The following is a 21,257-nucleotide window of genomic DNA, read 5'->3' on the forward strand; positions in this document are numbered from 1 at the left end:
TCACGTGGAGCGAGGGGCGCGTGTGGCGTTAGAGTGACGGACCATGGCCGCACGTCCCTTGCACGAGATCGTCGAACCCGGCTGGGCCAAGGCCCTGGAGCCCGTCGCCGGGCAGGTCGCCGCGATGGGTGACTTCCTGCGTGCCGAGATCGCCGCCGGGCGCAGCTACCTGCCGCCGGGGCCGCAGGTGCTGCGGGCGTTCCAGCAGCCCTTCGACGAGGTGCGGGTGCTGATCGTGGGTCAGGATCCCTACCCGACGCCGGGGCACGCCGTCGGGCTGAGCTTCTCGGTCGGCGCGGAGGTGCGGCCGCTGCCTGGGAGCCTGGTCAACATCTACCAGGAGTACCAGCAGGACCTGGGACTCCCCGCGCCCGGCAGCGGTGATCTGACGCCGTGGACGGAGCAGGGCGTGCTGCTGCTGAACCGCGCGCTGACCACGGTGCCGCGTCAGCCCGCCGCGCACCGCGGCAAGGGCTGGGAGGCGGTCACCGAGCAGGCGATCCGGGCCCTGGTGGCGCGCGGTCCGGCCCTGGTCGCGATCCTGTGGGGGCGCGACGCCAGGAACCTGCGCCCGCTGCTCGGCCCCGCGCCGTGCCTGGAATCCGCGCACCCCAGCCCGATGTCGGCGGACCGGGGGTTCTTCGGCTCGCGGCCGTTCAGCCGCGCCAATGAGCTGCTGGTACGCCAGGGCGCGCAGCCGATTGACTGGCGTCTGCCCTGAACAGCGGTGGCTGGTACGTCTCCTGAGGGTGCGTCACTCGTTCGGGTGAACTGACTCTCTGTGCTGCCGGAGTGACGCATGGTTCGCAAGGATGGGTCCCATCCGAGATCACGTACGGGCGCTCCGGTACCAGGGGGTGAGCGCCCGGCCGGATTCCATCGCATACCTGTGCGTACAGCCACTCGTGGGGGTTCACTCATGCTTGCCATCCGTCGTCCGGCCGCCGCCCTGGGTGCGTTAGCCGCCGTCTCCGTTCTCGCTGCCGCCGCCGCTCCGGCGCACGCCGACGGGCAGCGGATCGGCACGGCCTCCGCCACCACCGCGCGGCTGGGCCTGGACGTCCGGCTGCTGACCGGCGCCGTGGACATCCCGGTCGACGTCAGCCTCAACGCGATCCACGCGCCGGACAGCGCGGAGGGCGCGGTACTGAGGACCAGCGTGCAGGGGGTCCAGGGCGGCGTTCCGCAGACCCTGGTCGAGGCCGTCCTGGGCCACAGTTCCGCCAGCGCCGACGCGCACGGCTCGCACGCCGAGGTCGACCTGGTCACCGCGCGGGTCCAGGTGCCGGGGCTGCTCCTGCGGGACGTGCTCGGGCTGAAGGAGGTCAGCGCCAGGGCCGACTGCCCGGCGCACGGCCGACCGACCGCCGAGGTCAACGTGCTGGGGCAGCTGCGGGTGCTCGGTGTGGCGGTGTCCCTGAGCGCGGGCGGCCCGACCCATGTGGCGGTGCCGGGCGTCGGGGTGGTGGACCTGGAGTTGTCGAAGAAGACGCTGACCTCCACCACGGCCGCGGCCACGGCGCTGGAGCTCAGCGTCACCGTCAACCCGCTGAGCCTGAACGTCGCCAAGGTCACCGGCTCGATCGAGCTGGCGGTGGTCGGCTGCAGCAAGGCCGCTGACGACAGCTCGGCCCTGCCGTCGCCGAGTGCGAGCGCAGGCGGCGCGGCTTCCTCCTCCGCATCTGCCGATGCCTCCGCGTCGGCGCCTGCCGTCCCGGCCTCGGTGACGTCGGGTGCCGCCTCGCCGTCACCGGCTCCCGCCACCACCGATCTCGCCGTGACCGGCGGCGGCAGCGCCACCCCGCTGATCGCCGGAGCGGCGCTGCTGCTGCTCGGAGCGGGTGCGGCTGCGCTCGTCCTGGCGCGGCGACGGCGCTCCTAGGCCGCCGGCTACCGGATGAGCCGGACCGTCCGCGAGACACCGGGCAGGTCCTGGGTGAGATCGACGGTCACGACCGGGGAGGGGCCGCTCAGGTCGACCCTGACGCCCGGGTCGTCGCTGAACCCCCGGCGGTAGCGGACCGAGCCGGTGATGTTGACGGTCAGTGAGGTCTGCGTGCAGGTCGGGTCGCTGACGGCCAGGATCAGCCGGTCGGCCTCCTCGTGGATCAGCACGGAGGCCGGGCCGCTCACGGCCACCCCGGCCGCGCCCACGGTGGGGAGGGCGCCGCCGGTGAAGAAGTTGGCGGCCGTGAGCGACGCCTTGGCGGAGTGGATCGCCTGCAGTGAGGGGGTGTTGGCCAGGACGGTGACATCGGGGTGGGCCGCCCTGTGGGCGGTGTCCCGTACCGACGCGCCCGGCAGCAGCAGGTAGACGTAGCTGCCTCCGCTGGGGTCCACGCCGTGGTCGAGCCAGAGCGTGGCGTAGGTGTTGGTGTAGGGGGTGCTGGTGCCGCCGGTGCTTGGGCCGCTGTCGATCGCGGCCCAGGTGCCGGTGCGCTGCTCCCGCAGGGCCCGCAGTGTGACCGCGCCCGCAGCGCCGCCGGCGGGGAGCAGGTAGCCGCCGACGCCCTCCAGATGCGCCCAGCCCGACCCCGGGAAGCTGCCACTCCAACCCGCGGTGGACGGCTGCGCGAGACCGTTGACGGTCAGCTGGTTGGTCCCGGTGGAATGCAGGTTGCGGTTCTCGATCGTGGTCTCGACGGTGTGGCCGCTACTGCCGGTGATGCCCGCGCCCAGCGCCACCACGGCGTCGTCGAGGCAGAACCAGGACTTCTTCGCCCGCAGCGGGGACCCGAACGGCACGAGGTCCAGCCCGACCGCACCCCAGCTGCCGTCCAGCACCGCGCCGCCGGACCAGGTCGTCGGCGGCAGCGTGCCGGTGCCCGCGCTCGGGGCGAGCGGCAGGGTGTCGGCGGTGACGCCGGGCAGCCGGGTGCAGTCGACGGTGGGCCAGTAGGCGTCGGTGTAGTGGCCGTTGTCGCGGTTGTAGAGGTACGTCGCGCCGTCGCCGGTGTGCCACCCGCGCTGGTTCTCGCCGTTGATGGCCTCGAGCCGGGCGATGCGGCTGCTGGACAGCCCGACCGTCCAGGCCCAGCCGTCGCGGCAGTGCACCACGCGTTCTATGGAAGGCTGCTGGATGTGGCCGTTGCTCTGCTCGGCGGCGTGGACCAGGGGGTCGTCCACGACAGACTTGACCAGGGCCATCCGGGCGGGTGTGGCGCTGGCGGCGATGGGGGCGAAGGTCTCCCGCTCCACCCAGCCCTTGACCAGGGCCTTCCAGCGCTTCTGCTGGGTCCGGGAGCCCACCGGGATGAGCCGGCAGACGGCCTCCGTGATGGCGTGCCCGGCGTCGTGGTCGGTCTCGCCCTGCCGGGACAGGAAGCGGCCCCTGACCACGTCCATGACCAGGCCGTCGTACATGAACGGCGCGTAGGTGAGGTCGACCGCGTCCAGGATCACCGAGAAGTTCGGGTCGTTGATCGGCCAACTGGAACCGTTCAGCAGCAGCGAGAGCTGACTGAGGTCGTTGAGCAGGACGTAGGAGTAGTGGCCGTTGTAGGGGATGGTGCCGTGCTGGATGTAGCCGCCGTCGCGGTAGTAGCCGTCCGAGGTGGTCACATACGGATAGATGTCGGAGAGCTTGTCGCGGCCGAGGGCGATCAGGGTGGGGTCCTTGGCGAGGATGCCCCGGAGGATGGTGATCTGGCACATGTCGGAGCGGTTGGCTCCGGTGGTGACCACGGTGCCCTGCTGCTGGTGGGTGGGGTCGGGCACGAAGTGGGCGACGGTGGTGAGGTAGGAGGCCAGGTCGGCCGCGGGGACCAGGCTGCCGAGCACGGCGCAGGCGTTGACCAGGGCCTGCGGCGCGCCGATCTCCCAGTGGTACCAGTTGCCGACCTCGGGCGAGCTCGGGTTGTAGTACGCGGAGCCGATCAGGGCGAGAGCGGAGACCAGCTTCGCGGCGACGGCCGGGTCCTGATGGTACGTCGAGCCCGGGGTGGCCCAGGCGATGGCCGTGTCCCTGATCCGGTAGTAGGTCCCGCTGCCGTTCTCCACGTGGGTGAACGGCAGGTCCGTGTAGACGGAGGCGGGGGTGGCGGAGTTGTCGTAGCGGGCGATGGCGGCTGCGGCGATGGCGTCGATGGTGGCGATGGCCGTCGCGTAGTCCGGGTCGGCCGGGTTGACCGCGCTGCCGCCGGTGAGGATGTCGGACCAGACGCCGCGCAACTGGTCGAAGGTGTCGGGCGCAGCGCTCGCGGTAGCGGCGGCGGCATGGGCGGTCGCGGTGGAGCCGCCTACGCCGATCAGTGCGGCGCCGGTCACGGCGGCGCCCGCACCGAGGAAGTGGCGGCGGCGCAGCGGTGCGGTCAGGGGCGTGCTGTCGTCCATGGCGTGCCTCGCTTGAGGTGGGGTCAGGTGAAGACATGACACGGCCAGGGCGGGACTCTAGTCAAGATGCTGGACAAAGTTCAAGGATGTGAACGTCGTCGGATCATTGGAGGACTGTCGCCAGCGCCTCGCAGAAGGCGTCCACCGTCGCCTTGTCGCGCACCGCGATTCGTAGCCAGTCGGGGCCCAGACCAGGGAAGGTGTCCCCGCGGCGAACCGCGAAACCGAGGCTGCGGAGACGCTCCCTGACCGCGTCCGCGTGTGGGACGTGTACGAGTACGAAGGATGCGGCGGGCTGACCGTAGGTCCGGATACCGGGCAGTCCGGCCAGCCGTGACAGCAGGTACGCGCGGTCCTCGGCGGTGGCGAGGGCGGCGGCCTCCGCCTCCGCCAGCGCGTCGGGCGAGCTGCAGGCCTCGGCGGCGACCAGCGCCGGACTCGACACCGGCCACAGCGGCTGCGCGGCCGCGAGCGACGCGACCGTGTCGGCGGCGGCCAGCACGTAACCGATCCGAAGGCCGGCCAGCCCCCAGGTCTTGGTCAGGCTGCGCAGCACGACCAGGCCCGGCAGGTCGCCGCGGCCGGCCAGGCTCTCCGCTTCGCCGGGGACGGTGTCCGCGAACGCCTCGTCGACGACCAGGGTCCGCCCCGGCCGGGCCAGCGCGGCGAGGTCAACGGCGGGATGCAGCACCGAGGTCGGGTTGGTGGGGTTCCCGATCACCACCAGGTCGGCGTCGGCCGGCACGGCCGAGGGGTCGAGTCTGAATCCGTCCTCGGGACGCAGCAGCAGTCGCTCGACCGGGTGTCCGGCGTCGCGCAACGCCGCTTCGGGCTCGGTGAACTGAGGGTGCACCACCAGCGGGCGACGCGGCCGCAGGGTGCGGGCCAGCAGCACGAACGCTTCCGCCGCACCCGACGTCAGCAGCACCTCCGCCGCCGGTCGGCCGTGGCGGCGGGCGACGGTGGCGCGGGCGGCGAGGCCGTCCGGGTAGGCGGCCAGGTCGGCGAGAGTGGTCGCCAGCAACGAGCGGAGCCAGGCGGGGGGCGTGCCCGCCCGTACGTTCACGGCGAGGTCGACCAGGCCGCCGCCGACCTCGGTGTCGCCGTGGTGGCGCAGGTCCGGCTCGGTGGACCGGTCCCGGTCGGTGAACTGGTCCCGGTCGGCGAACTGGTCCGGCTGGGTCAAGTCGGGTTCAGTGGACATGGGAGTGCGAGCCGTGGTGGTGGCCGTGGCCGTGGCCGTGCGCGGGGTCGTCGGGGTGGTGGTGCGGGCGCTGCGCGGCGCCGACCCGGTCCTCGAAGCCGGGCATCGCGATGCGGTAGACGCAGGTGTCGCAGTTCATCCGCAGGTCCCCGGCCAGGGCCTCGTGGTAGCGGGCCAGAACGAGTTCGGCGAGTTCCTCCGTCGCGCCCATCACTGCGGCCTGCCGCACGTCCAGCTCGGGGTGCTCGGCGGCCCAGTCGGCGGTCTGCCGCTCGACGCGGTCCGGCAGGATGCCCGTGAACAGGAAGTAGGGCAGCACGACGACGCGCTTCGCGCCGAGCCTGCGGCAGCGCTCCAGGCCCGACGGCACGTCAGGTGCGGCGAGCGAGACGAACGCGGTCTCGACCCCGTCCAGGCCCCGGCCCTCCCACAGCAGCCGCGCGACCTTGACCACCTCGGCATTGGCGTCGGGGTCGGTCGAGCCCCGGCCCACCAGCAGCACGGTGGTCCCGGCGCGCTCCTCGCGCGGCAGCACCTCGTCAAGGCGCCGCTCCAGGACGGTCAGCAGGCTCGGATGCGGCCCGAGCGGACGTCCGTAGGAGAAGGAGGTGCCGGGGTGGCGTTCGCGCTCCCGGACCAGGGCGGCCGGGATGTCGCCCTTGGCGTGACCGGCCGACACCAGGACCAGCGGGACCGCCGCGAAGCGCTTCGCCCCGGCAGCGACCAGCTCACTGACGGCGTCGGCGAGCGGCGGCGGGGACAGCTCGATGAAGCCGCCGCCGACGGGCGTGTCGGGAAGGCGGTCGCTCAGCCCGGCGACGAACTGGCGGAACGCCTCGGCGCCGGCCTCGTCGCGGGTGCCGTGGCCGACGATGAGCAGAGCCGGGGCGAGAGCGTAGCGATTCCCTTGGGGGTGGTGGTCGGGCGACGGGAGAGGGGTGGGAGCGTAGCGATTCCCTTGGGGGTGGTGGTCGGGCGACGGGAGAGGGGTGGGAGCGTAGTGATTCCCTTGGGGGTGGTGGTCGGGCGACGGGCGGGCGTTCACAGGGACTCCTGGGAGTAGCGGTCGGGGTGGGAGTAGAGGTCGGGGTAGAGCAGGGCGTTGGCGGCGGCAGCGGCGACGGCCGAACCGCCCTTCTCGGAGATGTTGCTGACGGCCGGGAGGCCCGAGGCGCGCAGCGCGGCCTTGGACTCGGCCGCGCCGACGAAGCCCACCGGCAGGCCGATGACCAGGGCGGGGCGGGCGTCCAGCAGCAGCAGTTCCTCCAGCGCGGTCGGGGCGCAGCCGATGACCCAGACCGCGCCGTGGCCGACCTCGTCCAGGGCCATCCGGATCGCGGCCGCGGAGCGGGTCAGGCCCGTCTCCGGATCGCCCTTGGCGTCCCGGACCCTGCACAGCGCCCGCCGGGCGGTGATCCCGGCGGCGACCATCTCCACGTCGGCGACCAGCGGTGCGCCCGCAGCCAGGGCGTCGGCCGCCGCGCGCAGCACGGCCTCGTCGGCGATCACCAGGTCGTCGAGGTAGTCCAGGTCCGCGCTGGAGTGGACGACCCGCTCGGCGACGGCGCGGGTGAGCGGCGGGAGGTGGCTCGTGTCGGCGCGGGCGCGCAGTCGGCGGTAGGACTCCTGCTCGATCGGGTGGACCTGACGCCCGGTCATGATCGTTCCTCCGTAGCCGGATCGAAGCCGCTGGTGTCGTTGCTGTCGTTCATGTCGTCGCTGTCGCTCAGGCGAGTGATGATGTCGATGGCGTCCACCGGACAGACATCCACGCACTCCAGGCAGCCGGTGCAGGCGGCGTCGAGGACGAGCAGCGGCACGCCGCCGACCTCGTGCGGGATTGGCCGGATCGCGTGGGTGGGGCAGGTCAGCAGGCAGGCACCGCACCCCTGGCAGCGCGTGGACACGGCTACCGCCGCGAGCGGGCTCACACCTGCCACCGGTATCCGCGCGGGGTGACCATCCGGCCCGCCACCTGTCGCGAGGCGGTGTTGCCGACCACGACGACGGTCGTCATGTCGACCGTGGTGACGTCGAGTTCGGCCAGCGTGGTGACGGTGTGCCACTCATCGGGGCGGGAGATGGAGTGCGCGACGCCGACCGGGGTGTTCGGGTCGCGGTGCTCCGCCAGCAGGCTGAGTGCCTTGGGCAGCTGCCAGTCGCGGCCGCGGCTGCGCGGGTTGTAGAAGGTGACGACGATGTCGGACTCGGCGACGGCACGCACCCGGCGCTCGATCACCTCCCACGGGGTGTGCAGGTCGGACAGGCTGATGGAGACATGGTCGTGGCCCAGCGGCGCGCCGAGCAGCGCGGCGGCCGCCAGCGCCGCCGTCACCCCGGGCACGCCGACGACGTCGATGTCCGTGCCCGCCTCGGCCAGGGCCGGGGACGCCATCGCGTAGACGCCGGCGTCCCCGCTGCCGATCAGCGCCACCGCGTGGCCCTGCTCCGCGAGGCGCACCGCGCTGCGCGCGCGCTCCTCCTCCGCGCCGAGGCCGGTGGCCTCGATCCGGGTGCCGGGGCGCAGCAGGTCGCGGATCTGGTCGACGTACTGGTCCAGGCCGACGATGATCGACGCCCGGCGCAGCTCTTCGCGGGCCCGAGGGGTGAGCAGGTCACGCGCGCCAGGGCCGAGTCCGACCACAGCGAGCCGTCCGCGCGGGCGGCTCCGTGCGACGGCGACCGTGCACATCGCCGCGCGGCCCTCCGGCGCGGACTTCCGCTTGGGGACCAGCAGTTCGCCGCCCTCCAGCAGCGCCGCCGCCTCGGCCACGCTCGGCGTGCCGACGGCGGCCAGCGGCGCGGCCGAGGGATTGGGCACGTCGACGGCCGCCAGCTCCTCCGCGCTGAACGTCACCAGCGCGACGCCCAGCACGCGGGCGGCTTCCAGCAGCCCCGGCTCGTCGGCCTTGGCGTCCACGGTGGCCAGACGGCTGAGCGAGTGCTCGCTCAGGCCGGCCTCGGCCAGCGTCTCCCTGACCAGCCCGAGGATCTCCTCGGCTGACGCGCCCCGGCTCGCCCCCACCCCGACGACCAGGCTGCGCGGCCGCAGGGTGACCGTCGGCGCGTCAGTCGCAGGCTGCCGCAGCCGGTCGCTGACGACGACGGTCGGCGGGTTCCCCGGTACGTCCGTCCGTACGTCCGTCCGTACGTTCTCCGGCAGTGCCGGCAGCGGGTGCACGGCGTCCGCGCTCAGCCGCACGGGCAGACCGTCGAGCACGGCCCGGCTGACCGCCGCGACGTCGCCCTCCACGTGCCAGCCGAGCGTGTCCAGGCCCGGTACGCCGACCGCGTCGGTCGCCGTGGTCACCACCGGCTGCGCCTCCAGCGCCTCGGCCACCCGGTCCGCGAGCGCGTTCGCCCCGCCGTCGTGCCCGCCGACGAGGGCCACCGCGAAGCGCCGCGCCTCGTCGACGCACACCACCCCGGGGTCGCTGTGCTTGTCGGCCAGCAGCGGTGCGACCAGCCGCACCGTCGCCCCCGTCGCCAGGAAGCACACCAACTGCTCGCACTCGGCCCATGCCTTCCGTACGGCGGCCCCGACCGGGCCCTCCTGGTACAGGCGGCAGTCGCCCAGTGCCTCGGCGAGCTGAGCGGCGGCCTGGCGGCCTGCGGCGGTGGCGGCGATCAGGCCGATCACGATGGTGCTCCTGACGTAGTGGCGGCCCTGGTTCCCCAGAGCACGAAAACGGGGTTGGTGGCGGCGAGGCGGGTGACCCCGCCGGGCAGCGGCGCGAGGCGCGACGCCTGCAACTGCACGCCCTCGGCGGTGAATCCGGCCGCGAGCAGTGCCGCCTGGACGGCGGGCACCCGGTCGAGCGCGACCAGCGTGACCACGACCGTGCGGCGGGCACGCCGTGCGCAGGCGGCGACGACGGCGGGCAGGTCGGCCCCGCCGCCGCCGACGAACACGGCGTCAGGCTCGGGCAGTTCGTCCAGCGCGTCGGGGGCGCTGCCGTGGACGACGCTCACATCCACGCCGTGCGCCGCCGCGTTGGCACGCACGCGTTCCACGCCGTCCTCCGCGCGCTCCACCGCGACCACGGCCGCTCCCAGCCGCGCGCACTCGACCGCGACGGAGCCGCTGCCCGCGCCGACGTCCCAGACCAGTTCGCCGAGCCGCGGCCCCAGCCGAGCCAGCACCAGTGCGCGCACCTCGGCCTTGGTGACCAGCGAGTCCCGGTGCGCGAACGCGTCCTCCGGCAGCCCCCAGCCGGCCTCGGCGACCGCAGCCGCGCCCGCGACGGACCGCATCGCGCCGACGCCGACACCGACGCTGACACCAGTGCCCGCGGCCGCCCCCAGGCAGAGCACCACATGCACGCCCGGCCAGTCCCGCCCGGCCGCCTGTCGCGGCGTCACCTCCTCGACGCGCTCCGCAGGGCTGCCCAGGTCCGAGGCGACCACGAGCCGCCGCTCGACGCCGGGTGTCGCCAGCAGCGCCGCGCCGATCTCCGCAGGACCCGCACCGGGCGCGGTGAGCACGGCCGTCTTGCGTTGCGCCCGGCACACGTTGAACGCCGTGCGCGGATCGCGACCGTGGGCGCTGACCACCACGGCGTCGTCCCAGGGCAGTCCCAGCCGTGCGAATGCCTCCGCGACACTGCTCACCCCGGGCCGCACGTCCAGCGCCTCCGGGCCGAAGCGCTCGGCAAGGACGCGGACGATGCCGAAGAACCCGGGGTCGCCGGAGGCGAGTACCACGACGGTTCCGGAACCGGTCTCGGCGACCCGGTCCAGCGCCGGGGCCAGCGGGCCGAGGGCGAGCGCCTTCGCGGCCGGTACCTCGGCCGCGTCGAGGTGGCGGCGGGCGCCCAGCACCAGGTCGGCGCGGGCGAGCAGTTCGCGGTGCTGGGGAGCCAGGGCGGCGCCGAGCACGGTGATCCAGGGGGGTGCGGTCACGGCAGCAGCTCCCCACCGGTGCTGGCGACGATCCGGCGGCCGGTGAAGTCCACCATCGCCACCTCGGCGGTGAGCGCGCCTCCGGCGAACTGTTCCATCACGTCCGCGACCTGGCGGCACAGCAGCAGTCCTGCGGGCACCAGCACCCCGGCCGCCTCCCACAGCTCGTAGGCGTGCCGCGCCGTGTTGGCGACGGCGACCTCGGCGACGACCTCGGGCGGGGCCCCGGCAGCGGCGGTGATCGACGCCAGTACGCCGGTGTCGATCTTCGAGCGGGTGTAGTGCGTCATCAGCACGCCCGCCGCGAGTTTCGTCAGCTTGCCGACCATGCCTACGAACACCGCCCGCTCCATGCCCCCCTGGACCGCACGACGCAGCGCCGCTCCGGTGAAGTCGCCGACCTCGACGAAGCACACGTCGGGCAGCGAGGGGATGTGCTCCATCGCGCCCTTCTCGGTGCGCCCGCCCGTGCACAGCACGATCGCCCGCTCGCCCTGCGCCGCGGCCACCGACACGGCCTGCTCGACGCTGGCCCGCCAGGAGGCGGTGGAGAAGGGGCGGACGATCCCGGTCGTCCCCAGGATGGAGATGCCGCCGATGATGCCGAGCTTGCCGTTGGTGGTCTTCTTGGCGCGCTGCTCGCCGTCGGGGACGCTGATGGTGACGTCCAGTCCGCGCACGGCGACGTCGACGACCTCGCCGACCGCCTGGGTGATCATCGCGCGGGGGACGGGGTTGATCGCCGGGCCGCCGACCTCAAGGCCGAGGCCGGGCTTGGTCACCACACCCACGCCCACACCCCCGTGCAGCATCAGCCCGGGCTCCGGGCGCCAGGCCACCGTGGCGGTGAGGTGCGCACCATGGGTGACGTCCGGGTCGTCCCCGGCATCCTTCACGACCACCGCCTCCGCCCGTCCGGGACGCAGCAGCTCGCAGCGCTCGACGGCGAAGGTGACCCGGTTGCCGGACGGCAGGGCCACCTCGACCACGGACTGCGGCTCGCCGGTGACCAGGTGCAGCGCGGCCGCGCGGGCCGCCGCCGAAGCGCAACTGCCGGTGGTCCAGCCGGCCCGCAGCGCCTTGCCGTCGCGGACCTTCGCTGTGCGGGGGAGGTCCGGTTCCCGCAGCTCGGGACCGGTCCTGGGAGCCGGCTGGGGACCGGTCCGGGGATCGGGCCCGGGCTCGGGCCGGGGGCCTGCCGCGGTCACGTCGTGGCGCTGCGCAGCGCCCGGCGGGCGGCGGGGTCGGCGCGGCGGAAGCCGTGGAAGTGGCCGGGGTGGTAGAGGTGCGAGCGGGTGCCGGTCGCGGCGAGGGCGGGGCCGACCAGGAACAGCGTGTGCTTCCAGAGCCGGTGCTCCTTGACGGTGGCCTCCAGCGTCTCCAGGGTCCCCTCGAGCACCAGCTCGTCCGGCCAGGTGGCCTGGTAGGCGATGACGACCGGGGTGTCGAGCGGGTAGCCGCCGGCGGTGAGCTCCTCGACCAGCTGCTTCGTCCGCGCGGCGGACAGGAAGATCGCCATGGTGGTTCCGTGCCGGGCGAAGTCCCGCACCTCCTCGCCGGGCGGCATGGGCGTCTTGCCGCCGCCGAGGCGGGTGAGGATGACGCTCTGCGCCACCTCGGGGATCGTCAGTTCCCGCTGGGCGATGGCGGCGACGGCGGCGAACGACGACACACCGGGGACGATCTCCGTCTCCAGGCCCAGCTCGCGGCAGCGGTCCAGCTGCTCCTGCACCGCACCCCAGAGGGAGGGGTCGCCGGAGTGGATCCTGGCCACCCGGCGGCCCTCGGCGGCAGCTCGCTCGTAGACCGCGAGCACGTCCTCCATGGGAATCAGCGAGGAGTCGAGGATCTCGGCGTCGGCGCGGGCGTGGTCGAGCACCTCGGCCTGGACCAGGCTGGCAGCCCAGATCACGGTGTCGGCGTCGGCGATGGCGCGGGCGGCGCGGAAGGTCAGCAGGTCGGCGGCGCCGGGGCCGGCGCCGACGAAGGTGACCTTGCCGTTGCTCTGCTGCTCGGTCACAGTTTCCCTCCACGGGTGGTGCGGGTCGCGGGTGCGATCAGGGTCGACAGGTAGGGCAGCGGCCCGTCCAGAGGGTGTCCGGCAGGCTGGATCTGCTCGTCGTGCAGGCCGAGCGAAGCACCCCAGACGGCGTCCCGGGCCCGGCCGGTCTGCTCCAGTGCCGCCGCGACCTGCTGCGCGAGCCGTCCGAACTTGTAGGCGACGACGGTGCCGGGACCGGCGAGGGCCTCGCGCAGCACCGCGGAGCCCGCGGTGACCGGTACGAGTGTCAGCGGTTCGGTGCCCTCGGCGAGGACGGTTCCGCTGCGCGCGGCGAGGTCCTGCATGGCGGTGATGCCGGGCACCGTCTCCACGAGCAGGTCGGGGAGCAGCGCGGTGAGGGTCTGCGCCAGGTAGGTGAAGGTGGAGTAGACGTTGGGGTCGCCGATGGTGGCGAAGGCGACGGTCCCGTGCTCGCCCAGCAGTTCGGCGACGCGCGCCCCGGCGGCGTCCCAGGCCGCCTCGCGCCGGGCCCGGTCCTCGCGCTCGTTCAGCGCGAACACCACCCGCTCGATCTTGACCGCGTCCGCGTGGTGCAGCACGGTCGCCTCGGCGCGGCCCGTCTCGCCGCTGTCGAGCACCGGCACCACGACCACGTCGGCCTCGCGCAGCACCCGCACGGCCTTCACCGTGACCAGTTCGGGGTCACCCGGACCCATCCCCACGCCGACCAGACGCGGGGTCAGCCGGCCGTTCACCGGACGGGGAACGGGAAGGAGGGCACGACGGCACAGCGCATGGGGACAGTCCTCACTCGGGGTCCGCGCCCCGGCTCGTGGTGACGGCGGCCAGAGTTCCTGGCTCGCGGACGGCGCCGTCCGTTGTAGGGGCGGGCCGCCCGGTGACAGTGGCGGGACCGCGCCGGATTCGCACCGGACTTCCTCATCATTGCCGCCGTATCAGGCGGTGAAATCCCACCACGCCCGCGACGGGCCAGTCAACCGGCACCGCACCCCGGCCGATGTGGGATGACCCACGTCAGACCGGGTGCAGGGCTGCGTGCGCGGCTGCCTGACGCACCAGGCGGTGGGCGAGCCCCGGCGAGCCGGCCCAGTGCAGGTGCAGGTAGGAGGCGTGCAGCGTGGCGGTGGTGAAGCCCTCCGTGCGGGAGGCTCCGGCGGGGCCGCGCCAGCCCCAGGCGGGGTTCGGTCCACTGCCGGGCTCGCACACGGTGCGGTGGAACTCGTGGCCGTTGAGCCGGGTCCCGGCGGCGGCGAGGGGGCTGTCGGAGAGCGCCACCGCCTCGCGGTAGCCGAGGGTCAGCCGTTCCGTCATGCGGGCGTCGGCGTCGACGACCCCGCACATGGGACGGCCGTCCAGGGAGCGCGCCAGATACAGCAACCCGGCGCACTCGGCGACCAGCGGCGCGCCGGAGGCGGCGAGCGCGGTGACGGCCTCGCGGAGCGCGGTGTTGGCGGACAACTGCGTCGCATAGACCTCAGGAAAGCCGCCGCCGACGACGAGGGCCGAGGTACCGGCGGGCAGCTTCTCGTCCCGCAGCGGGTCGAAGGGCGCGACCTCGGCCCCGGCGGCGGCGAGGAGTTCGGCGTTCTCGGCGTAGGAGAAGGAGAAGGCCGGCCCTGAGGCGAGGGCGATCACCGGCCTGCCGGTGCTGGCGGGTCCGCCGAGCGCGGCGATCTCGGCCTCCGCGTCCCAGGGCTCCTCCGGCAGTGGGGGAGCGCTGCGCGCGAGCGTGAGCAGCGCGTCCAGGTCCACGCCCGCGCGCACCAGCTCGCCCATGTCCCGGACCGCGCGCAGCGCCTCGGCGTCGCGTTCGACCGCGGGGATCAGGCCGAGGTGCCGGCTGGGCGTCACCACGTCCGCGCTCCTGCGGACCGCTCCCAGGACGGGCACCCCGCCGCCCTCCTCCAGAGCCTCCCGCAGCAACTGCTCGTGCCGGTCGGAGGCGACCCGGTTGAGGATCACCCCGCCGAGCCGCACCTCCGGGTCCCAGGACGCGAAGCCGTGCACCAGCGCGGCCACCGACCGGCTCTGCGAGGACGCGTCGACGACCAGCACGACCGGCGCACGCAGCAGCTTCGCGACGTGCGCCGTGGAGGCGAACTCCCCGCGCCCCGCCGCCCCGTCGAACATCCCCATCACGCCCTCGACCACGGCGACGTCAGCCCCCGCCGCGCCGTGCAGCAGCAGCGGCGCGAGCCGATCGGGCCCGCACAGGAACGCGTCCAGGTTCCGGCCGGGCCGCCCGGTGGCCAGCGCGTGGTAGCCGGGGTCGATGTAGTCGGGCCCGACCTTGTGCGGGGACACGCGGAGCCCCCGGCCGGTCAGCGCCGCCATCAGTCCGGTGGCGACGGTCGTCTTCCCGCTACCGGAGGACGGTGCGGCGAGGACGAGTCGAGGGAGCTGCACTGGATCATTCTTTCGTAGGGTGGCGGCGGAGCTCACTGTGTTCACCCGCAGGACGCGCCGCTCACCACTCGATGCCGCGCTGGCCCTTGCGACCGGCGTCCATCGGGTGTTTGACCTTGGTCATCTCGGTCACCAGGTCGGCCGCGTCCACCAGTGCCTGCGGCGCGTTGCGCCCGGTGATCACGACATGCTGGCTGCCCGGACGGTCCTTGAGCGCGGCCAGGACCTCGTCGGTGTCGATCCAGCCCCAGTGCAGCGGATAGGTGAACTCGTCCAGGACGTAGAGCCGGTAGGTCTCCGCCGCCAGGTCGCGCTTCACCTGCTCCCAGCCCTCGCGGGCGGCCTCCTCGCTGTCGGCGATGTCGCGCTGGACCCAGGACCAACCCTCGCCCATCTTGTGCCAGGCCACGCTGCCGCCCTCGCCGCTCGCGCCCAGCACCCGCAGCGCGTGCTCCTCGCCGACCTTCCACTTCGCGGACTTGACGAACTGGAACACCCCGATCGGCCAGCCCTGGTTCCAGGCCCGCAGGGCCAGCCCGAAGGCCGCCGTGGACTTGCCCTTGCCGGGGCCGGTGTGGACGGCGAGCACGGGCTGGGTGCGACGCTGACGGGTCGTCAGTCCGTCCTCGGGAACGGTGGTGGGCTGTCCCTGCGGCATGGTTACGCGGCCTCCTTCTGGATGGTGTGCACGAGTCGGGTGACGCTGTCGGCGGCGAGCTCGTCCAGGCGGATGGCCTCCGCGCCGAGGTGGACCGCGAGTTCGGCGGCCAGGCCGAGGCGGACCGGGCCGCTCTCGCAGTCCACGACCACGGCTGCGGTGCCCTGCGCGGCGAGCAGTCCGGCCGCGCGGCGCGCGTCCGGAAGGGCCTGCGAGCCGCCGGTGGCCCGACCGTCTGTGACCACGACCAGCAGCGGACGGCGGCGCGGGTCGCGCAGCCGCTCCAGCCGCAGGGTTTCGTGCGCGCGCAGCAGCCCGGCGGCGAGGGGCGTGCGGCCACCGGTCGGCAGCTGCTTCAGGCGCGCCGCGCCGACCTCCACCGAGGATGTGGGCGGCAGCGCGAGGGTGGCCCCGGAACCCCGGAAGGTGACCATGCCGACCTTGTCGCGCCGCTGGTAGGCGTCCATCAGCAGCGACAGTACGGCCCCCTTGACGGCGGACATCCGCTGCCGGGCCGCCATCGAGCCGGAGGCGTCCACCACGAAGAGGACGAGATTGGACTCCCGGCCCTCCCTGACCTGCTCGCGGAAGTCGTCCCGGCGGAGCTTCAGCGCCCGCCCGTCCCGTCCGCGCCCGAGCTGGTGCGGAGCGGCGGCCTGGATCGTCGCGGCCAGGTGCAGCCGCTGCAGCGCCCCGGACGGGCGGGCGGCGCGGATGGTGTGCCCGCCGCTGTCGGTGCGCGCGCGGGAGCGGCGGCCGTTGGCGCCCTCTCCCGTGCCGGGGACGGTGAGCAGCCGGGTGCGGTAGGGGGAGGCGGCCGGAGCGGCGGGCTGCGGGGGCGCGGGGGCGGGGATGCCGCCCCGGCTCGACGCGGCGTCGGCCTCGGCCTCGGTCGTGCCCCCGCTGGGGCCGTCGTCGGTGGGCGCGTCCTTGCCGCCGCCGGACGGCCCGTCAGGACCGCTGCCGTCGTCGTCGGGTCCCTCGGGTCCATCGGGCCCCTCGGGCTCCGGCTCCTGCCCGGCCGACTGCTCCAGGGTGTCGTCGAGCTTCTCCTCGTCCAGACCCGGCGCGTCGAACGGATTGCGCCGGCGCCGGTGTGGCAGCGCCAGCCGCGCCGCCGTCCGCACGTCCTCGGCGATGACGCCGGTCCGCCCGGCCCAGGCCGCCAGGGCGACGGCCGTCCGCGCCATCACGATGTCCGCGCGCAGCCCGTCCACCTCGAACGCCGCGCACACGGCCGTGATCTGGCGCAGCGCACCGTCGCCGAGCACGACCGACGGCAGCACCTCCCTGGCGGTGCCGATCCGTGCCGCGAGCTCCTGCTCGTCCCGGGTCCACCGCGCCGCGAAGCCCTCCGGGTCGGCGTCGTAGGCCAGCCGCCGCCGGACCACCTCGGCGCGCTGCTCGGGCTCGCGGGTCGCGGCGATCTCCACGGTCAGCCCGAAGCGGTCGAGCAACTGCGGGCGCAGTTCGCCCTCCTCCGGGTTCATCGTGCCCACCAGCAGGAACCGCGCCGCGTGCCGGACGGACACGCCCTCCCGCTCCACGTAGGAGCGGCCCATCGCGGCGGCGTCCAGCAGCAGGTCCACGAGGTGGTCGTTGAGCAGGTTGACCTCGTCGATGTAGAGCACCCCGCGGTGGGCGGCGGCGAGCAGCCCCGGCTCGTACGCCTTGACGCCCTCGGCGAGGGCCCGCTCCAGGTCGAGCGAGCCGACGATGCGGTCCTCGGACACGCCGACCGGCAGCTCCACCAGTCGGGTCGGGCGCTCAGCCGCGACGGCTGCCGCCGCGTGCGGCCCGTCCGGGCACTGCGTGTCGGGTGCGGCCGGGTCGCAGGCGAAGCGGCAGCCCTCGACCACGGCGAGCGAGGGCAGCAATCCGGCCAGTGCGCGCACCATGGTGGACTTGGCGGTCCCCTTCTCGCCGCGCACCAGCACGCCGCCGACCTGCGGCGACACCGCGTTGAGCAGCAACGCGAGGCGCAGGTCGTCCATGCCCACGATCGCGGTGAAGGGGTAGCGGGAGTCGGTCACTTGTCGTCCCCTTCCAGGTCGCCTTCGAGTTCGAGGTAGGTGGCCCGGAGCTGGTCCAGGGTGTCCTGGTCCGGCTCGGCCCAGAGCTGACGGTCGGCGGCCTCCAGCAGCCGCTCCGTGATGCCGCGCAGCGCCCAGGGGTTGGACTGGCGCATGAACTCCTGGTTCTCGGGGTTGAACACGTACTCGCTGGCGAGCTTCTCGTACATCCAGTCGTCCACGACTCCCGCCGTGGCGTCGTACCCGAACAGGTAGTCCACCGTCGCGGCCATCTCGAAGGCGCCCTTGTAGCCGTGCCGCCGCATCGCGGCCATCCAGCGCGGGTTGACCACGCGGGCGCGGAACACCCGGTGCGTCTCCTCGCCCAGCGTCCGCGTCTTGACCTGGTCGGGGGTGGCGCTGTCGCCGACGTAGGCCTCGGGGGAGGCGCCGGTCAGATGGCGCACCATGGCCACCATGCCGCCGTGGTACTGGAAGTAGTCGTCGGCGTCGACCAGGTCGTGTTCCCTGGTGTCGATGTTCTTCGCGGCGACCGAGATCCGGCGGAAAGCCTGCTCCATGTCGCCGCGGGCGGCGCGCCCGTCCAGGCCCCTGCCGTAGGCGTAGCCGCCCCACACCGCGTAGACCTCGGCGAGGTCCGCGTCGGAGCGCCAGTTGCGGGCGTCGATCAGCGGCAGCAGGCCGGCGCCGTAGGCACCGGGTTTGGATCCGAAGATACGGGCGGTGGCCCGGCGGCGGTCGCCGTGCTCGGCCGTGTCCTGCTCGACGTGCGCCCGCACGTAGTTCTGGTCCTCGGGCTCGTCCAGCTCGGCGACCCGCTGCACGGCCTCGTCCAGCAGGGCCACCACATGCGGGAACGCGTCACGGAAGAATCCGGAGATACGGACCGTCACATCGACGCGCGGACGCGCGAGTTCGGCCAACGGGACGATCTCGAAGCCGGTCACCCGCCGGGACGCGTCGTCCCAGACCGGACGGCAGCCGAGCAGGGAGAGGATCTCCGCGATGTCGTCCCCCTGGGTGCGCATGCACGAAGTGCCCCACACCGTCAGGCCCACCGATCGCGGGTACGCCCCGGTGTCGGCGAGGTAGCGGGCGATCAGCGAGTCCGCCAGGGCCTGCCCGACCTCCCAGGACAGCCGGGACGGGATGGCCTTCGGGTCCACGGAGTAGAAGTTCCGCCCCGTCGGCAGCACGTTGACCAGACCGCGCGTCGGCGACCCGGACGGGCCCGCCGGGACGTAACCCCCGCGCAGCGCGCGCAGGATGTGCGTCAGCTCGTCGGTGGTACGGGCCAGCCGCGGCACCACCTCGTCCGCCGCGAACTCCAACACCGCGACGGCATCCGCGTTCTGACGGCCCAACACCCCGACCACCAGCGGGGCTGCGGCGGACGCCGCCCACTCCCGCTGCTCCATGCCCTCGGCGAGCCTGCGGCACAGCTGCTCCAGCAGGTCCACGGCGTCCGACGCGCTCCGCGCGGGACCCGGCACCAGCGCCGTCAGCTCGGCCGGAATCCTCGCCGGCGCACCCGGCTCGGCCAGCATCTCCTTCTCCACCAGGCCGAACTCGGCTGCCAGCGCCGCCCGCAGGCCCGGCAGCGCGTCGGCCTTGCCGCCCCAGATCTGCGCCGAGCGCAGCACCGCGAGCACCAGGTTGACCCGGGCCTCGCCGTCCGGGCCGCCGCCGAGGATGTGCAGGCCGTCGCGGATCTGCACGTCCTTGATCTCGCACAGGTAGCCGTCGATGTGCATCACGAACTCGTCGAACGCGTCCTCGTCGGGCTGATCGTCGACATGCAGGTCGTGGTGCAGCTCGGCGGCCTTCACCAAGGTCCAGATCTGCGCCCGCACCGCTGGGGCCTTCGCCGGGTCCAGATCCTTGACCAGGGCGTACTCGTCGAGCAGTTGCTCCAGCTTGGCCAGGTCGCCGTAGGTGTCGGCGCGCGCCATCGGCGGCACCAGGTGGTCCACGACGGTGGCGTGCCCGCGCCGCTTGGCCTGGGTGCCCTCGCCGGGATCGTTGACGATGAAGGGGTAGACCAGGGGCAGTTCACCGAGGACGGCGTCCGGCGCACAGCCAGCCGACAGGCCGAGGCCCTTGCCGGGCAGCCACTCCATCGTGCCGTGCTTGCCGAGATGGACGATCGCGTCCGCGCCCCAGGACTGCTCCAGCCACCGGTACGCCGCCAGATAGTGGTGCGAGGGCGGCAGGTCCGGGTCGTGGTAGATCGCGATGGGGTTCTCCCCGAAGCCGCGCGGCGGCTGGATCATCAGCATCACCCGGCCGAACTGCAGTGCGGCGAGCACGATGTCGTCGCCGTCGACGTAGAGGCCGCCGGGCGGCTCGCCCCAGTGCTGCCTGATGCCCTCGCGCAACTCGGGCTCCAGCGTGCCGAACCAGCGCTGGTAGTCGGCCAGCGGCACCCGTGCGGGGGCGGCGCGCAACTGCTCCTCGGTCAGCCACTCCACGTCGTGGCCGCCGGCCGCGATCAGACGGTGGATCAGTTCGTCCCCGCCGGAGGGGTAGTCGCTCACCCCGTAGCCGGCCTCGCGCAGTGTGTCGAGCAGGCGCACCGCGGAAGCCGGGGTGTCCAGGCCCACCGCGTTGCCGACCCGGGAGTGCTTGGTCGGGTAGGCGGTGAAGACGATCGCGATCTTCTTCTCGGCGTTGGGCTTGTGCTTCAGCGCGGCATGGCGCAGCGCGATCCCGGCCACCCGTCCGGACCGCTCCGGGTCGGCGGCGTAGACCGGGATGCCGTCCGGGCCCAGCTCCTTGAACGAAAAGGGCACGGTGATCAGGCGGCCGTCGAACTCGGGGATGGCGACCTGCATCGCGGCGTCCATCGGGGACAGCGCCGCGTCCGACGCCTCCCAGGTGGCCCGGCTGGAGGTCAGGCACAGGCCCTGCAGCACCGGGACGTCCAGTTCGGCGAGCGCGCCGATGTCCCAGGCCTCCTCCGCGCCCCCGGCGGACGCCTCCGCGGCGACCGTCCCACCGGACGCAAGCACCGTCGCCACCACCGCGTCGCAGCGCCCCAGCAGGTCGTAGAGGCCGCTCTCCGCGCCGCGCAGCGAGCCGCAGAAGACCGGCAGCGCGTTGGCGCCCCGGGCCTCGACCGCGTCGCAGAGCGTGTCGACGAAGGCGGTGTTGCCGGACAGCTCGTGAGCCCGGTAGAACAGCACGCCCACAGTGGGGCGGCCGTCGACGAACGCGCGCCCGGCGCGCAGACCGTACTGCGGCATCGGCTGCGGCGGCTCGAAGCCCTCGCCGGTCAGCAGCACCGTGTCGGACAGGAAGCGCGCCAGCTCGGCCAGGTTCGCACTGCCGCCCTCGACCAGGTAGGCCAGCGACTCGGCGACCACGCCCGCCGGGACGGAGGACATCCCCATCAGCTCGGCGTCCGGCACGGACTCGCCGCCGAGCAGCACCGTCGGCACCCCGGAGGCGGCGATCGCCGCGAGGCCGTCCTCCCAGACCCGCCGGCCGCCGAGCAGCCGGACGACGGCGACGTCCGCGCCGTCGAGCAGCGCGCCCAGTTCCTCGCCGGCGTCGACCCGGGTGGGGTTGCCGATCCGGTACGCCGCGCCCGAGGCGCGGGCGGCCAGCAGGTCGGTGTCGGCGGTGGACAGCAGCAGCACCGTCGCCGCCTGTCCCGCCTGGCGGGACGACTCGTCATGCTCGGCCTGGTGCGTTTCC

16 protein-coding genes and 1 riboswitch are annotated in these 21,257 nt (G+C 73.8%); of the genes, 2 read left to right on the forward strand and 14 right to left on the reverse strand.

Features of this window, described 5'->3' with window-relative positions:
- Positions 1-43: 43 nt before the first annotated feature.
- Together ABIA33_RS13430 and ABIA33_RS13435 are read left to right on the forward strand one after the other, a co-directional pair.
- Positions 44-721 (forward strand): uracil-DNA glycosylase, encoded by a 678-nt coding sequence (locus ABIA33_RS13430; RefSeq protein WP_370080847.1) that lies wholly within the window; start codon positions 44-46, stop codon positions 719-721.
- A gap of 198 nt (positions 722-919) precedes the next feature.
- Complete coding sequence (locus ABIA33_RS13435; protein ID WP_370080849.1) at positions 920-1,882, forward strand: SCO1860 family LAETG-anchored protein; 963 nt, start codon at positions 920-922, stop codon at positions 1,880-1,882.
- Between the two features lie 8 nt (positions 1,883-1,890).
- Here the strand turns inward: ABIA33_RS13435 and ABIA33_RS13440 are convergent, their stop codons facing one another.
- From ABIA33_RS13440 to cobN, 14 genes are all read right to left on the reverse strand, one after another.
- Positions 1,891-4,332, reverse strand: a complete 2,442-nt coding sequence (locus ABIA33_RS13440; RefSeq protein ID WP_370080851.1) for a polysaccharide lyase 8 family protein — start codon at positions 4,330-4,332, stop codon at positions 1,891-1,893.
- A gap of 103 nt (positions 4,333-4,435) precedes the next feature.
- Entirely contained in the window at positions 4,436-5,536 is a 1,101-nt protein-coding gene (gene cobC / locus ABIA33_RS13445; protein ID WP_370080853.1) for an Rv2231c family pyridoxal phosphate-dependent protein CobC, read from the reverse strand.
- Complete coding sequence (locus ABIA33_RS13450) at positions 5,526-6,416, reverse strand: sirohydrochlorin chelatase (RefSeq protein WP_370080957.1); 891 nt, start codon at positions 6,414-6,416, stop codon at positions 5,526-5,528. The genes cobC and ABIA33_RS13450 overlap by 11 nt, the downstream gene beginning before the upstream one ends.
- 161 nt (positions 6,417-6,577) lie before the next feature.
- Positions 6,578-7,195 carry a precorrin-8X methylmutase gene (locus ABIA33_RS13455; protein WP_370080855.1) on the reverse strand — a complete coding sequence of 206 codons (618 nt, stop codon included), beginning with the start codon at positions 7,193-7,195 and terminating at the stop codon, positions 6,578-6,580.
- Positions 7,192-7,467, reverse strand: coding sequence for a 4Fe-4S dicluster domain-containing protein (locus tag ABIA33_RS13460; protein ID WP_370080857.1), 276 nt, complete (start codon positions 7,465-7,467; stop codon positions 7,192-7,194). Before ABIA33_RS13460 ends, ABIA33_RS13455 begins: the two co-directional genes overlap by 4 nt.
- Entirely contained in the window at positions 7,464-9,176 is a 1,713-nt protein-coding gene (gene cobJ / locus ABIA33_RS13465) for a precorrin-3B C(17)-methyltransferase (protein ID WP_370080859.1), read from the reverse strand. Before cobJ ends, ABIA33_RS13460 begins: the two co-directional genes overlap by 4 nt.
- Positions 9,173-10,438: a precorrin-6y C5,15-methyltransferase (decarboxylating) subunit CbiE gene (gene cbiE, locus ABIA33_RS13470; RefSeq protein WP_370080861.1), complete on the reverse strand. Its 1,266-nt coding sequence runs from the start codon at positions 10,436-10,438 to the stop codon at positions 9,173-9,175. Before cbiE ends, cobJ begins: the two co-directional genes overlap by 4 nt.
- Positions 10,435-11,646, reverse strand: coding sequence for a cobalt-precorrin-5B (C(1))-methyltransferase (locus ABIA33_RS13475; protein ID WP_370080863.1), 1,212 nt, complete (start codon positions 11,644-11,646; stop codon positions 10,435-10,437). The genes cbiE and ABIA33_RS13475 overlap by 4 nt, the downstream gene beginning before the upstream one ends.
- Positions 11,643-12,458 (reverse strand): precorrin-4 C(11)-methyltransferase, encoded by an 816-nt coding sequence (cobM, locus tag ABIA33_RS13480; RefSeq protein ID WP_370080865.1) that lies wholly within the window; start codon positions 12,456-12,458, stop codon positions 11,643-11,645. The genes ABIA33_RS13475 and cobM overlap by 4 nt, the downstream gene beginning before the upstream one ends.
- Positions 12,455-13,183 carry a precorrin-2 C(20)-methyltransferase gene (gene cobI, locus ABIA33_RS13485; RefSeq protein WP_370080959.1) on the reverse strand — a complete coding sequence of 243 codons (729 nt, stop codon included), beginning with the start codon at positions 13,181-13,183 and terminating at the stop codon, positions 12,455-12,457. The genes cobM and cobI overlap by 4 nt, the downstream gene beginning before the upstream one ends.
- Positions 13,184-13,288: 105 nt before the next feature.
- Positions 13,289-13,383: riboswitch (cobalamin riboswitch) on the reverse strand.
- A 92-nt stretch (positions 13,384-13,475) separates the two neighbouring features.
- Entirely contained in the window at positions 13,476-14,867 is a 1,392-nt protein-coding gene (locus ABIA33_RS13490) for a cobyrinate a,c-diamide synthase (protein WP_370080867.1), read from the reverse strand.
- 61 nt (positions 14,868-14,928) lie between these two features.
- Positions 14,929-15,525 (reverse strand): cob(I)yrinic acid a,c-diamide adenosyltransferase, encoded by a 597-nt coding sequence (cobO, locus tag ABIA33_RS13495; protein WP_370080869.1) that lies wholly within the window; start codon positions 15,523-15,525, stop codon positions 14,929-14,931.
- 2 nt (positions 15,526-15,527) lie between these two features.
- Positions 15,528-17,519, reverse strand: coding sequence for a putative cobaltochelatase (locus tag ABIA33_RS13500; RefSeq protein WP_370080961.1), 1,992 nt, complete (start codon positions 17,517-17,519; stop codon positions 15,528-15,530).
- A 35-nt stretch (positions 17,520-17,554) separates the two neighbouring features.
- Positions 17,555-21,190, reverse strand: a complete 3,636-nt coding sequence (cobN, locus tag ABIA33_RS13505) for a cobaltochelatase subunit CobN (RefSeq protein WP_370080963.1) — start codon at positions 21,188-21,190, stop codon at positions 17,555-17,557.
- Positions 21,191-21,257 lie beyond the last annotated feature (67 nt).

This window comes from Streptacidiphilus sp. MAP12-16 (genome assembly GCF_041262165.1).
Taxonomy (GTDB): Bacteria; Actinomycetota; Actinomycetes; order Streptomycetales; family Streptomycetaceae; genus Streptacidiphilus.